Below are 13,545 nucleotides of genomic sequence, written 5' to 3' on the forward strand. Positions count from 1 at the left end.
GGTGGCATGACGTAGCATGACTGTTTGTCGTGTATTGTTGTATCGTCCTGTTCTCAGGTATATACTTCAGGATTTACGACGGTCGGCAGCCGCTCGCCGCGCAAGCCGGCAATAACATTACGCGCAGCAAGGATAGCCATGGCACTACGGGTTTCCTGCGTGGCGGAACCAATGTGCGGCAGCACGGCGACGTTTTCCATCGACAGCAGCGGGCTGTCGGCAGCCATCGGCTCGGGGTTGGTCACATCGAGTCCGGCGCCCCAGAGCATACCTTGCTGCAAGGCAGCAATCAGGTCAGGCTCGTGGTGTATGCCCCCGCGCGCGGTGTTGATAAATATGGCGGTGGGCTTCATGCGCCGGAAAGTACGGGCATTAAATGTGCCGGCCGTCTCGGGGGTGAGCGACGTATGTACCGACAGCACGTCGCTTTGCGCAAGCAGCTCATCAAACGAAACACGCACCGCACCAAGGTTGCGCTCGGCCTCCTCGTTGTGGCCGCGATTGTGGTACACAATGCGCATACCGTATACAGCCTGAGCACGACGTGCCATTTCATAGCCGATCTTGCCAAGGCCCCAAATACCGAGCGTCTTGCCATTCAGGTCTACCCCCAGGTCGGCCGTAGGATCTGAAAAGCCCCAACCTCCCCGAAGTATCTTTTTGTGCATGTAGAGCGCCTTGCGCGCGACGGCGGCCATGAGCAGAAAGGCAGTGTCAGCGGTGGCACCGCTCAACACGCCGGGCGTATTACCAATGGGTATTTTGAGCCGCGTGGCTGCCGCAACGTCGACGTTGTCATAGCCCACCGAGTGCAGGGATACTACTTTGAGGTGTGCGCAAGCTTCCAAAAACTCCGCACCGATCTTGTTGTGGCCGGCACTGAGCAGCGCCTGGTGGTCCTGGCAACGTTCGACCAGCTCGGCGGCCGTCAGATCGCGTTTTTCGGTCCACTCGGTTATCTGTATAGACGCTTCGCGCAGCAACTGCAGGCCGGCTTCCGGTATCTTGCGTGTGATAAAAACGTTCATGGCTATTTTCTTTTCGATGACGATAGGAAATGATCCCAGGTTGCCTTGCTAATATCGGCAATGATCTTTTCGTTTACTGCCGGTTTTTCGTGCGAGTCGGACACAAATACGGCGATGGTATAGGTGCGGCCATCAGGCAATACCACCACGCCCACGTCATTGACGGCGGCGGTGACGCCTTGCTCGTTGGTGTTGGATGTACCCGTGCGATGCCCCACCGCCGTGCCGGCAGGCAGTTGGCCCTTCAGGCGGTTGGCTCCCGGCACCGTCTCTAGCATCATCTTCCACAGCACCGCGCGACTGCCGGCGGCCAGGTGTTTTCCTTCGTAGCATTCGGTTAACAATCGTGCCATGGCCACGGGCGTGGTCCAGTTGGTATATTGTACATCCCACGCGCGGCTCATCTCTTCCTCCGTGGCGACAATAGCGATGTCGGCAATACCCAGGGTATGGATGTAGCGATCGGCCACCACTGTACCGCCGATCAGGCGGAACAGGATGTCGCATGCGTTGTTGTCGCTATAGGTGACAGTATATTTCAACAGCTCCTGGACCGTGACATCTACGTCGCCTTCGGGGTATTGCTCGCGCAACGGGCTATACGTAGGCAACATATCGGCCTTTGTCAGGTGTACCTTTTGGTCAAGACGCAATTGCCCATGATCAATCTGGTGAAAGACCGCCAGCGCCAACGGGAACTTATAGGTGCTTTGCATGGGGTAATGTTGCTGGCCATGCAAGGTAAGTGTATCGTGCCCGAAAGGGCCGACGATGGCTACGCCAACGTTTGCCTGGCGAGCCTCGACAAGGGATCGGATCTTTTTTCGCAAGATGTCTGTTTGTCCATGAACAACGAACGTTAGCAGAAAAAAGAGAACGGCGGTGGTGGTGGCTTTAAGACGCATACGGTTAACAGGTTCTGTCAAATGTAACAACAAGGAACGGTTGGCTCACAGGATTTTGAGCGATCAATTTTTTTATGAACAAATGAGCATCGATATTTATATTTTAATACACCATGAAAATAGGAATAGCCGCAGACCATGGAGGTTTTGAACTGAAAGAGGTCCTTGCTTCCTTTCTCCGCACCCAGCACTATGACGTTCAGGATTTTGGTGCATTCGGACTCGATCCCACCGATGATTATCCCGACATGGTCGTGCCACTGGCACGGGCTGTCGCCGCCGGCGAAGTGGTCCGGGGCATTGCCGTGTGTGGCAGCGGCGTAGGCGCCTCCATCGCCGCCAATAAAGTGACCGGTGTACGGGCTGCCCTCGTGCACGACTATTTTTCCGCCCACCAGGGTGTAGAAGACGACGACATGAACCTGCTCTGCCTGGGTGGGCGTGTCACCGGCAACGAAATGGCCAAGGAGCTCATCCTGGCGTTTTTAAAAGCAAACTACATTGGTGCCGAGCGGCACCAACGCCGGCTGGACAAAGTACACCGACTCGAAAAAGAATAACATAATATTTAGTATTACTGCACAATATAATCAGCAACCAAAAATGCAAGGCGATCAATATGTTTTAGGAATGGTAGGTTTAGGCGTTATGGGTCGTAACCTGCTGTTGAATATGGCCGACCACAGTTTTAAAGTGGCCGGATACGATAAGGATGCTTCGAAAGTAGAGGCGCTTAGTAAGGAGAAGGTGAAGGGAGAAGTAAAGGGATTTACATCGCTTCAGGAGTTTATCAGCAGCCTCAGCAAGCCGCGCGCGGTCATGCTGCTCGTGCCGGCCGGCAAGATCGTCGATAGCGCCATTGCCGAGATCACGCCCCTGCTGGATAAAGGCGACCTGATCATTGACGGTGGCAACTCGCATTTTATGGATACCAACCGCCGCGCCGAAGAATTGGAGGCCAAAGGCCTGCACTTTTTTGGCATGGGCGTTTCAGGAGGTGAAGAAGGCGCACGCAACGGCCCGAGCATGATGCCGGGTGGTGACCCGAACGCTTACAAAGTCGTACAGCCCATCTTTGAAGCCATTGCAGCCAAAGTCAACGGCGAACCGTGTGTGACGTATATCGGTCCCGGTTCTTCCGGCAACTTTGTAAAGACGGTACACAACGGTATCGAGTATGCCATCATGCAGCTTATTGCCGAGACCTACGAAGTCATGCGCAAAGGCCTGGGCCTGACGGGTCAGCAAATGCACGACACCTTCCGCGGATGGAATGAAGGACGCCTGCAGTCGTTCCTGGTCGAGATCACCCGCGACATCTTTGCCTACAAAGAACCCGGCAGCAGCCAACTGTTGCTGGATAGCATTAAAGACGAAGCTAAGTCGAAAGGCACCGGCAAGTGGACCTCGCAGGTAGCGATGGATCTGCAACTGCCGATCACGGCCATCGATACAGCGGTGTCCATGCGGGACCTGTCTAAATACAAAGCCATCCGCACGCAGGCGGCGAAGCTGTACGCCGACAACGGCCTGAAGCTTTCGGTTGACCAGGCTAAATTTGTACAGGCGTTGGAAGAAGCGCTGTATTTCACAACCGTGATTGCCTACGCACAGGGCATGCACCTGCTGTCGCAGGCGTCGAAAGAGTATGGCTACAACCTGCAGCTGGCAAACATCGCATTGATCTGGCGTGGGGGTTGTATCATACGCTCAACCTTCCTGCAATCCATCCACAATGCCTATAAGAAAGATAATACCCTGCCCCACCTGTTACTGGATGCTGACATTGCCGCACAGATGAAAGGTGCGCTGCCGGGCATGCGCCAGGTGGTTTCAACCGCCACGGCCACGGGCATTTCCGTGCCAGCCTTTGCCGCGTCGCTCAGCTACTTTGATGCGCTGCGCAGCGAGCACATGCCTTCAAATCTCATTCAGGCGCAACGCGATTTCTTCGGTGCGCATACGTATGAGCTGATCGGCAAAGAAGGCGTATTCCACACGCAATGGACCAAAAAGTAATCGATCTTATCACGACGTAACCATTTTTGCCTTTACTACATGAGTGCAGCAACCGACGCCATTAAATCAACGCCCACGATTTTCTTCCTCTTCGGTGGTACCGGGGACCTTACCTCGCGCAAGCTTGTGCCGGCGCTATACAATTTGTATATCGACGGTCGGATGCCCACGCATTTCCAGATCGTGGCCATGGGCCGGACACAGTATAGTAACGACGCTTTCCGCGACGTGCTGTTGAAAGACCTCAAACAATTCTCGCGCAAACGGGCAGCGCAGGCTCCCCCGGAAACGTGGGATGAGTTTGCCAAACACATTTTCTTCCAGGTATCGGACATCAACAATCCGCAGACGTACCAGGAACAGTCCGACCGCATTGCCGAGTTCGGCAAAATCTGCGGCGGAGAGCCCAACGTGGTGTATTACCTCGCCGTGGCTCCGCGCTTCTTCAGCACGATTGCGGAAAACATTTCGAAGTTCAAGCTCGCCACCAACCCCGAGAAGGCACGCATTGTGATCGAGAAGCCTTTCGGCCACGACCTGGAGTCGGCACGCCAGCTGAATCAATTGCTGGGCGGCGTATTCTCGGAACAACAGATCTACCGCATTGACCACTACCTGGGGAAAGAGACTGTGCAAAACATTCTGGCATTGCGCTTCTCTAACTCGATCTTCGAGCCGCTGTGGAACCGGAGTTATATCGATCACATACAAATCTCCGTGTCAGAGCAACTGGGTGTGGGTGGTCGCGGAGGCTATTACGACGAATCCGGCGCACTGCGCGACATGATCCAAAACCACATTTTGCAGCTTCTTTGCTTGGTGGCAATGGAACCTCCTACAAGCTTCCAGGCCGACGAGGTACGCAATAAAAAAGTGGACGTGCTGCACTCCATGCGTAAGTTCACCGCCGAAGATGTCAAAAGGAACGCAGTACGCGGCCAGTATAGCAAAGGCTGGATGGAAGGCAAAGAACTTCCTGGTTATCGCGAAGAGCCCGGTGTTGCGCCAGACTCCAATACGGAGACATTTGCCGCCATCAAGTTCCACATCGACAACTGGCGTTGGCACGGCGTGCCTTTCTATCTGCGTACCGGTAAGCGCATGCACCAGTCATCATCGGTGATCATGATCCAATTTAAAGATGTGCCGCACCTCATCTTCCCGTCGGAAGCGATCGAGGGATGGCAACAGAATCGCCTTATCATCAGCATTCAACCCGAGATGAGCGTGCGTCTGCAGATACAAGCAAAACGTCCCGGCCTGGACATGACACTGAACCCGGTGGACATGATCTTTGACTACAACGGTACCTATACCGGAGACACACCCGAAGCCTACGAGACGCTGCTGCTCGACACCATGCTGGGAGACCAGACGTTGTTTATGCGCGGCGACCAGGTAGAGGCTGCATGGGATTTGGTCATGCCGATCCTCAATGCTTGGGGCGGTAAGAAAAGCATCAGCTTCCCGAACTACCCGGTGGATTCATGGGGCCCTGAAACCGCCGAGTCACTCATTGCCAAAGACGGTTTCCATTGGTTTACTTTACCCCTCAAAAACTCCAAGAAGTAAACCTATTATGCTCCGCATCTTTGACAACACCGATACGCTGCTGACAGCACTGGCCGACTTCATCGTCGACAGCGCCAAACAGGCTATTCACAAGCACGGCCGTTTCTCCTTTGTACTTTCAGGGGGCAGCTCTCCTAAGAAATTATATACCTTGCTGGCCTCGGACGCATACCGGTCGAAGATCGACTGGACCAGGATTTTTTTCTTCTTTGGCGACGAGCGTTACGTGCCCGCCACGCATGCTGACAGCAACTACCGCATGGCGCAAGAGATGCTGTTTACACCGCTGAACATCACCCCCGGTCAGGTATTTCGCATGAACACCGACCTCGCAGTAGACGCGGCAGCAGAAGGCTACGAGCAGGACATTCGCGGCTACTTTGTCGAGAAACCCATCTGCTTTGATTTTATCCTGCTGGGTCTCGGCGACAATTCACATACAGCGTCGCTCTTCCCTCACACGTCGGTACTCCACGAAAAGGAAGCGCTTGTAAAAGGCCTCTACATCGACGAAGTAAAAATGAACCGCATTACACTGACGGCCCCGGTGATCAACCGGGGGGCAATCATTGCCTTTTTGGTGTACGGCGGTGGCAAAGCCGAAGCAATACACCATATTTTGGAGGATGCCCGGAACATTGATGAATACCCGGCTCAGCTCATTCACCCAGAAAAGGGCGAAATCGTGTGGTTTTTGGACGAACCTGCAGCCGCAAACCTGTCTGTTGACCTGAAAAAGCGCAATTAACGCCTATCTGGCGGCTATGCCGATATTTCTGACAGGCCCGGGGTGACGACTTGCTGTACGCCCCGGGCTTCGTTATTTTTACGGCATGGCGCAACAGCTACGCAGAAACTGGGCGGCCTTCCTGGGTTCTATTTTGATCATCCTGATCATTGCCCACAACACCGGCCGTAACAAGACCTTTCACGTACGCACGGAAACGATTCAGCTCCAATCGCTGAAAGAAGTTGCTGCTTTGACCGGCAGCCTGGTAAAACCGTTTCTGTACACCAATGTATCAGGACTGGCAAAGCTACCCAGCCGGGAAGCAAAGCGGACTTTCATCGCTACCGTATTGCCATCCATTCTGGTGGCCAAATACCAGATCGAGCAGAACCGCGAGAAAATCTATATTTTACAGCGGAAGCGCTACTGGACAGCCAGCGACAGCGCCTTTTATTACGACATGCGCCGACGCTACCGTGCCGTGGGCCTGACAGACCTGCCTGGCCGCATGGTGACGCTGCCCAACAGTGTAATCCTGGCGCAGACCGCCGTGGAGAGCGGCTGGGGCCAATCGCGTTTTTTTCTGCAAGCACGGAACCTGTTTGGCATCTGGTCTTTTAACGCCAAAGAGCCGCGCATGGCTGCCTCACGCAAGCGAAAGACCAGGCAGGTATATGTGCGTGCGTACGATGACATGGCGCAGTCCATCGCCCACTACTTCGAGGTCCTGGCACGGTCCCGCTCCTATCGCGGGCTGCGCGAAGCCATGCAGCACACGCAAGACCCGTTTGAGCTTCTCCCCCATCTAAAGTATTATTCCGAACGCAGGTCGGCCTATACGCAACAGCTTAAGAAGATGATCATTGCCAACAACCTCACGCAATATGATACGTACCAGCTGGACCCGGCCTACCTTTTCCCGGACTAACCCCGTGGCCTCCCGGATACCGGGACCGCTGTTCTACCTGTCATTTCTCCTTGTGCTGCTGGCGTGTACCAGTACCGCCGAAAAACCAGGAGGCGGGCCCCGCAAAGACATCGTCTGCTTTATATACCACCGCGTGGGCGATGGGCGCTATCCCACCACCAACGTATCCGTGAAAGATTTCGAAGCACACCTGGCATACCTGGCAAAGAACAAGTTTCAGGTGCTTAACTTTTCCGACGCCATCGACTATTTACAATCAGAGGCACCGCCACAAAAGACCGCGGTCATTACCATCGACGATGGGTATGCCAGCTTCTTCCGCCACGGTCTGCCCCTGCTCAAGAAGTATAAAATGCCCGCCACGCTGTTCATCAATACCAAAACAGTAGGCGGTGGCGACTTCATGGACTGGGACGAACTCAAAACGACGCTGGCCAGTGGTGTCGAAATCGGCAATCATACCCACTCGCACGACTACTTCCTCAACCAAAGCGCTGACTCCCGCTACGAGACCTTCCGAAAAGAGATTATTCAAAGCCAGGACATCATTGAAAAGCATCTCAACAAAAAGCCTATCGTCTTCTCGTACCCGTATGGGGAGTTCGACGACAAGATGAAGCAGATCGTAAAAGATGCCGGTTTTAAAGCCGCGGCGGCGCAACTCTCGGGCGTTTTATACAATGGCACCGACGTGTTTATGTGTCCGCGGTTTCCAATGGCCGAAGCCTATTCTGCTCCCGCCAGGTTTGCCGAGAAAGCTGTGATGCGTGCGCTGGACGTGACGACGCCCTTCGCGCCAATGCCCTTGCCCGATAAACGTCCTGCCTTGACGCTTACCTTCAAAGGCGACGAGATCCAGGCCAGGCGCCTGCAATGCTTTGCCCAGGGCAGCCCATGTTCGTGTCGCATTACCAAACAAGATACCACGGGCCTGGTGACAGTTTCGTTGCAAGCCGGCGCTGACATTGCAGGAAGACGCCGGACACTGTACACGCTCACCGCCCCTGGAAAAAAAGGTGGTTGGTACTGGTACAGCCACCTGTGGATCAACACGAAGGTGAAGTAAGGCTGGGGGAATAGCGAAATGCTTTTATCTTTGCCGCATTTCAAACAAACGTGCCATGAGCAAGCCCAAGGGATTTACCACCACTCTGCTTCACTCCGACCGCCTCTTAAAGCCTGAATTCGGCTCGCTGCACCAGCCGATCCATACCGCTGTTACCTGGGGGTATGAAGATGTACAAGGTCTGGTAGATGTCTTTCAAAACAAGACCAAAGGGTATGCATACTCACGTCAGGGCAACCCCACGACAACAGCCCTCGAGCACAAGGTAACACAGATGGAAGGTGGCATGGCCACCGTGAGCTTTTCAACCGGCATGGCCGCCATCACTGCCACGGTACTGGCGCTGATCAAAGCCGGCGATCACATCGTGGCGAGCTCATACCTCTTCGGCAACACCCGCAGCATCATGCAAACCTTTATGGACATGGGGGTAGCCATCTCGTTTGTGGATGTCACCGACGCTAAGAACGTAGCCGACGCCTGCCGCGACAATACGCGCATGGTATTCGTAGAAACCATCGCCAACCCTGCCACGCAAGTGGCCGACCTGGCCAACATCGGCGAGCTCTGTTCGAAAAAGAACCTGATCTACGTGGTCGATAACACCATGACCTCACCGTACCTGTTCAAGCCAGTGTCGGTAAAAGCCAGCCTCGTTATCAACTCGCTGACGAAATATATCGGCGGCCACGGCAACGCCCTGGGCGGCAGCGTGACCGACACCGGTCTGTATAACTGGGAGCAATTTCCGAACATCACGCCCATACTACGCGCACAGATCAAACCGGCCATGCTGGGCATTACACAAATCCGCAAGCGTGGCCTGCGCGACGGTGGAGGTACGCTTTCACCGGAGGCTGCGCACAGCATTTCCGTTGGTTCCGAAACCCTGGCCCTGCGTTTAGAACGCGCCTGCCACAACGCCAAGACGCTGGCGACTTTCCTGGAAGCACATCCACTGGTCAGCAAAGTATATTACCCCGGACTGGCCAGTCATCCACAGCACGCCCTGACGTCATCGCTGTTTCACCGCCACGGCGGCCTGATGAGCTTTGTCGTCAACGAGAAAATTGATTGCCTGGCATTCCTCAACCGTCTGCAGGTAGTGATCAAGTCGAGCAACCTGGGCGACACGCGCACATTGGCAATACCCGTGGCACAGACCATCTTCTTTGAGCTGGGCGCTGAACGCCGTGCCGAAATGGGTATACCGGATACGATGATACGTTTGTCGGTTGGGATTGAGGATACAGAGGACCTGATGGAAGACTTCCGCCAGGCGTTGGAGGCTTCGAAATCCTAATGACCGCGAACTTCGACCGGAGATTACCAGACCTTACAGTGCTTATCGGATGGCCGGTTGAACTACACAAGGGCTGTCGCATGGTATTATCTCTGTAGATGATGCGCCTGGAAATACTCCGGGCGCATCATGATAAAAATTTCTGTTAACAACTGTGCTATTGACAATCGGCCAGCGTGTCGGCCGTTGCATATACGGGGTAATCGGTATAGCCGCGTGTATCGCCACCAAAGAACGTAGTCCGGTCGGCCTCGTTCAACGGCAGGTTGTTTTCCAGGCGCAGTGGCAAGTCGGGATTGGCAATGAACGGACGGCCAAAGGCGATGAGGTCGGCCCAGCCCTTCGTCAGCGCCTCCTGGGCGCGCGCCACGGTATACTTACCGGCATAGATGAGGGTGCCGCGAAAAGCCTTGCGATAAGCCTCTTTAAATGCTACCGGCATAACGGGAGCGTCTTCCCAATCAGCTTCAGCAATGTGAATGTAGGCTACACCCAGTTCGTCAAGTATGCGGGCGGCGGCGATATAGGTTTCTTCAGGGTTATCATCCACAGCGCCCATCAGCGTTGTCAGCGGTGCCTGTCGCACGCCCACCCGCTCGCGGCCGACGGCGTTGGCCACGGCTGTCACAACTTCTTTTAAAAAACGTAGCCGGTTTTCTAGCGAGCCGCCATACTCGTCGGTGCGCAGGTTGGTTTGAGAGTCCATGAACTGTTCAATGAGGTAGCCATTCGCACCGTGCAGCTCGACGCCATCGAAGCCCGCCGCGATGGCATTGCGTGCAGCCTGTGCGTAATCCTGTACGATCTGGTGTATCTCCGGCACCGTCAATTCACGTGGTGTCGAGTGTTGTGCCATCGCACCTTTACCCGTAGCTGAACCTTTTCCCTCCGCGTCAACAAATACTTTAACACCCTCGGCCACCACAACCGACGGCGCCACCGGCGCCTGGCCATTCTCTTGCAGCGACGTATGCGACACACGCCCGACGTGCCACAGCTGCGCGAAGATCAACCCGCCCTTTTCATGCACGGCGCGGGTCACCTGTTTCCAGCCTTCGATTTGAGCGGGTGTATAAATGCCCGGCGTCCAGGCATAACCCTGCCCTTGCCGGCTTATCTGAGTGCCTTCGGAAATAATGAGGCCGGCGGAAGCCCGTTGGCCATAGTACTCGGCCATCAACGCGGTGGCCACTTCGCCCGTCGCCGCGCGTGAGCGGGTCATGGGCGGCATAACAATGCGGTTCTGAAGTTTCAGGTCTTGAAGCGTATAAGCTTGGAATAACATAGCGATGTTTATTAAATGATGTTAATTTCTTTTCCTCTACTACGCGAAAATCCTCCGGATAGTGCTATTATCACAATAACTTAAATAGTAGGTTTGCATCAGAAATCTGATACACCTTCTGGAGACTATTTTCACATAACTCGTACGGCTATGCTTCTGAACCTGGAATGGCTACGAACTTTTAAAGCGATCTACGACACCGGCACGCTTACCGGCGCAGCCCAACAGCTCTACATCTCCCAGCCTGGCGTGAGCCTTCATCTTAGCTCGCTGGAAGCGTATACGGGATATAAACTCTTCGACCGGTCAGCCAAAAAAATGGTTCCGACCGAGCGCGGTAAAGTATTGTATAACTTTATCCTGGAGCCCCTTAGTAAACTCGAAACGGCAGAGCAGCTTTTCCACAAAAGCTCAAAGACCGAGCGATCGACGATCGGCATCGGCATGTGCTTCGAGACATTTCAATTTACGCTGGAGAAGCACATCAGCTCCCTGCCCTTCAATGTGATTATCAAGTTCGGCGAGTATCCGCAGATGCAGCAAGACCTCGACAAGGGATTATTGGACTTGATCATCACACCACAGAGAGGCCAGCAAAAGAACCTGGAGTATGCACCGTTTTCGAAAGAGCGCATTGTACTCGTCTGTGGGAACAAAACGCGCACCACAGCGCTGGAGTCACTACTAAAAAAGAAAGATCTGGAAGGTGCTAAACAATGGCTGAAGCAGCAAATCTGGTATAGTACGGCCGCCGACATGGAACACCTGAAACGTTTTTGGTTTAACAACTTCAACGAGCATCCCGATTTTAAGCCCAACTACATTGTTCCCAACATCAGCTCGATTGTACGATGCCTGAGTGATAATGAAGGATTTTCTGTTATACCCGACTTTCTGTGCCGCGAAGCCGTGGCCATCCGCAAGATGCGCATCGTTTCAACCGGCACGAAAGTGATCGAGAACGTCCTATACTTCGCCACCCGCAAGAAAACAATCTATCAGCAGGAAATCGCCCAGGTGAAATCAATCTTCGAGAAAGAAGAATTTTAAAGCTGACGGCCAGGCAAAAACTACGCCGCCTCCCGGATACACCCCATTGGAGAGGTCCGAAAAAAAATCTCCCCCCGAGAAAGTCGGGAGGAGATTATAGGTGGTATTGCTTAATAGGATTGCTTAATCTCTTCGTCTGGAACCATTCCCGCGGCTCTCACGAGGTGACTCCGAGCGACTTGGAGCCTGCCGCTCCGGCTGCGTCATGCGCTGCTGGCGCATTTGCTGTTGCTCCTGACGTTGCTGCACACGCTGCTCCTGCTGACGTTGTTGCTGCTGCACACGCTCCTGTTGGCGCTGTTGTTCTTTCACACGTTGGTCTTGCTGACGTTGCTGATCCTGCATGCGCTCCTGCTGTTGTTGCTGACGCTGTTGCTCCTGGACGCGTTGCTCCTGCTGACGTTGCCGTTCCTGCATACGCTCCTGCTGTTGTTGCTGACGCTGATCCTGAACCCGCTGTTGATCTTGTTGACGTTGCTGGTCGCGTACACGCTCTTCCTGCATACGTCGATTATTGTCGTCCCGGTCGAACCGCTCGCGAGCCTCCTGTTGACGACGAGCATCCTCACGCTCGCGGTTTGGTTTGTCCGATGGCTGTCTCAAATCGTTCTTGTCGAGGGGCTGCTGGCCCTGCTGTTGACGCAATCGCTCCAGGGACTGGTTGCGATCACGTTCCTGCTCCTGCCCTCGTCGGACATTTTCAGTTTCACGCGTGCGCCCATCGATCCCGGCATCTCCCTCACGGTTTGTTTCTGACCGTCGCACCGGCTGGTCGCGTACTTCGCGGCGCCGATCCTCAACCGACTGCCGGTTAGCAGAATTGTCGTCCAGACCATTGCGCAGATCAGTCGTCGAGCGCCTGTCTCTCCGCTCCATTCGCGAGGGTATTGCCCGGGCACGTGACTCCCGGTCATTGTCAATCTCAGGCTTATAGAAGCTCACGCGGTCGCGTTCAATCTCCGTCCTGCCCGGACGGCTGCGATCGTTGACCGCATACACCGGCACGCGGGTATTATTCACGCGCTCGATCTCCCGGCGTGACGGACCGGTAAAGTACGTGCGCCGACGACTGTCCGTATAGTGATGTGTTACTACTGTCGTCTGGTGAATGATTGTTACCACCTGCGGTCGCGGCACGCAGTGCCGGTAAACCGTGCGATAAGTTATATAGCGGCACGGCACAAAGCTCCAGTAGCGGTCGGGAATGCGATCATAATAATTATACGATACACTCACCGTTATACCCGGCATGAGCGGCGCCCAGCCATAATAACCACCGCCACTGCGCCACGCTACCCAGGCCGGTCCCCAGACCGTATCGGGCGCCCACATCCACCCGTAAAAATCATCGTAAAACCAGCGCCCGTAGTGAAAGGGCGCCCAACCCCAGCCATAATCCGATACCCATGTATTACCATACTCTGTATTGATCCAATAACCGTTGGTAGCATACGGAACAAAATCACGGTCGACGCGCGGTCGCCAGACATAACCGTAGTTTTCATACGCTATCCAGGTGCCATAGGGCTGCAGCTCGTCATAGAAGACTTGCAATGTAACGCCTCCATCGTGGGCCATACTGACTGTCACGTTTAGCATGCTCACGAAAAAGGTCGCCGCGATCATCATGATCCATTTATTCCACACCTTTTTCATATT

12 protein-coding genes are annotated in these 13,545 nt (G+C 54.4%); 8 read left to right on the forward strand and 4 right to left on the reverse strand.

All coding sequences use genetic code 11. From position 1 onward, the window contains the following. Window positions 1-53 precede the first annotated feature (53 nt). Complete coding sequence (locus K7P01_RS01680) at window positions 54-1,028, reverse strand: 2-hydroxyacid dehydrogenase (RefSeq protein WP_267289181.1); 975 nt, start codon at window positions 1,026-1,028, stop codon at window positions 54-56. A 2-nt stretch (window positions 1,029-1,030) separates the two neighbouring features. Continuing rightward, window positions 1,031-1,933: a class A beta-lactamase, subclass A2 gene (gene bla / locus K7P01_RS01685; RefSeq protein ID WP_267289183.1), complete on the reverse strand. Its 903-nt coding sequence runs from the start codon at window positions 1,931-1,933 to the stop codon at window positions 1,031-1,033. 113 nt (window positions 1,934-2,046) lie between these two features. Here bla and K7P01_RS01690 point away from each other — a divergent pair, with 113 nt between their 5' ends. From K7P01_RS01690 to K7P01_RS01720, 7 genes are all read left to right on the forward strand, one after another. Continuing rightward, the gene (locus K7P01_RS01690; protein WP_267289185.1) at window positions 2,047-2,493 is read left to right on the forward strand and encodes an RpiB/LacA/LacB family sugar-phosphate isomerase; all 447 of its coding nucleotides are present in this window, start codon (window positions 2,047-2,049) and stop codon (window positions 2,491-2,493) included. 70 nt (window positions 2,494-2,563) lie between these two features. Continuing rightward, window positions 2,564-3,952, forward strand: coding sequence for an NADP-dependent phosphogluconate dehydrogenase (gene gndA / locus K7P01_RS01695; RefSeq protein ID WP_317987609.1), 1,389 nt, complete (start codon window positions 2,564-2,566; stop codon window positions 3,950-3,952). 39 nt (window positions 3,953-3,991) lie between these two features. Next, window positions 3,992-5,524, forward strand: coding sequence for a glucose-6-phosphate dehydrogenase (zwf, locus tag K7P01_RS01700; RefSeq protein WP_267289189.1), 1,533 nt, complete (start codon window positions 3,992-3,994; stop codon window positions 5,522-5,524). Between the two features lie 7 nt (window positions 5,525-5,531). Beyond that, a complete protein-coding gene (gene pgl, locus K7P01_RS01705) occupies window positions 5,532-6,272 on the forward strand; it encodes a 6-phosphogluconolactonase (protein ID WP_267289191.1) in 741 nt (246 codons plus the stop codon). Window positions 6,273-6,357: 85 nt separating this feature from the next. After that, the gene (locus K7P01_RS01710; RefSeq protein WP_267289193.1) at window positions 6,358-7,182 is read left to right on the forward strand and encodes a glucosaminidase domain-containing protein; all 825 of its coding nucleotides are present in this window, start codon (window positions 6,358-6,360) and stop codon (window positions 7,180-7,182) included. Further along, entirely contained in the window at window positions 7,139-8,248 is a 1,110-nt protein-coding gene (locus K7P01_RS01715) for a polysaccharide deacetylase family protein (RefSeq protein WP_267289195.1), read from the forward strand. Before K7P01_RS01710 ends, K7P01_RS01715 begins: the two co-directional genes overlap by 44 nt. A 55-nt stretch (window positions 8,249-8,303) precedes the next feature. Next, complete coding sequence (locus K7P01_RS01720; RefSeq protein ID WP_267289197.1) at window positions 8,304-9,551, forward strand: cystathionine gamma-synthase family protein; 1,248 nt, start codon at window positions 8,304-8,306, stop codon at window positions 9,549-9,551. Between the two features lie 157 nt (window positions 9,552-9,708). Here K7P01_RS01720 and K7P01_RS01725 read toward each other — a convergent pair whose 3' ends face one another. Further along, window positions 9,709-10,836, reverse strand: coding sequence for an alkene reductase (locus K7P01_RS01725; protein ID WP_267289199.1), 1,128 nt, complete (start codon window positions 10,834-10,836; stop codon window positions 9,709-9,711). Window positions 10,837-10,986: 150 nt separating this feature from the next. Here K7P01_RS01725 and K7P01_RS01730 point away from each other — a divergent pair, with 150 nt between their 5' ends. Continuing rightward, window positions 10,987-11,886 (forward strand): LysR family transcriptional regulator, encoded by a 900-nt coding sequence (locus tag K7P01_RS01730; RefSeq protein ID WP_267289201.1) that lies wholly within the window; start codon window positions 10,987-10,989, stop codon window positions 11,884-11,886. 123 nt (window positions 11,887-12,009) lie between these two features. On the opposite strand, the gene K7P01_RS01735 is transcribed toward K7P01_RS01730, so the two are convergent. Then, a complete protein-coding gene (locus K7P01_RS01735) occupies window positions 12,010-13,542 on the reverse strand; it encodes a DUF6600 domain-containing protein (protein ID WP_267289203.1) in 1,533 nt (510 codons plus the stop codon). Window positions 13,543-13,545: the final 3 nt, after the last annotated feature.

The sequence above is a fragment of the Parachryseolinea silvisoli genome (genome assembly GCF_021190955.1).
GTDB classification, from domain to species: Bacteria; Bacteroidota; Bacteroidia; order Cytophagales; family Cyclobacteriaceae; genus Ohtaekwangia; species Ohtaekwangia silvisoli.

Bases quoted from the DNA above. Each gene is read 5' to 3' on its own strand.
- K7P01_RS01680 (WP_267289181.1), bottom strand. From the start codon at position 1,028: ATGAACGTTTTTATCACACGCAAGATACCGGAAGCCGGCCTGCAGTTG.
- bla (WP_267289183.1), bottom strand. From the start codon at position 1,933: ATGCGTCTTAAAGCCACCACCACCGCCGTTCTCTTTTTTCTGCTAACG.
- K7P01_RS01690 (WP_267289185.1), top strand. From the start codon at position 2,047: ATGAAAATAGGAATAGCCGCAGACCATGGAGGTTTTGAACTGAAAGAG.
- gndA (WP_317987609.1), top strand. From the start codon at position 2,564: ATGGTAGGTTTAGGCGTTATGGGTCGTAACCTGCTGTTGAATATGGCC.
- zwf (WP_267289189.1), top strand. From the start codon at position 3,992: ATGAGTGCAGCAACCGACGCCATTAAATCAACGCCCACGATTTTCTTC.
- pgl (WP_267289191.1), top strand. From the start codon at position 5,532: ATGCTCCGCATCTTTGACAACACCGATACGCTGCTGACAGCACTGGCC.
- K7P01_RS01710 (WP_267289193.1), top strand. From the start codon at position 6,358: ATGGCGCAACAGCTACGCAGAAACTGGGCGGCCTTCCTGGGTTCTATT.
- K7P01_RS01715 (WP_267289195.1), top strand. From the start codon at position 7,139: ATGATACGTACCAGCTGGACCCGGCCTACCTTTTCCCGGACTAACCCC.
- K7P01_RS01720 (WP_267289197.1), top strand. From the start codon at position 8,304: ATGAGCAAGCCCAAGGGATTTACCACCACTCTGCTTCACTCCGACCGC.
- K7P01_RS01725 (WP_267289199.1), bottom strand. From the start codon at position 10,836: ATGTTATTCCAAGCTTATACGCTTCAAGACCTGAAACTTCAGAACCGC.
- K7P01_RS01730 (WP_267289201.1), top strand. From the start codon at position 10,987: ATGCTTCTGAACCTGGAATGGCTACGAACTTTTAAAGCGATCTACGAC.
- K7P01_RS01735 (WP_267289203.1), bottom strand. From the start codon at position 13,542: ATGAAAAAGGTGTGGAATAAATGGATCATGATGATCGCGGCGACCTTT.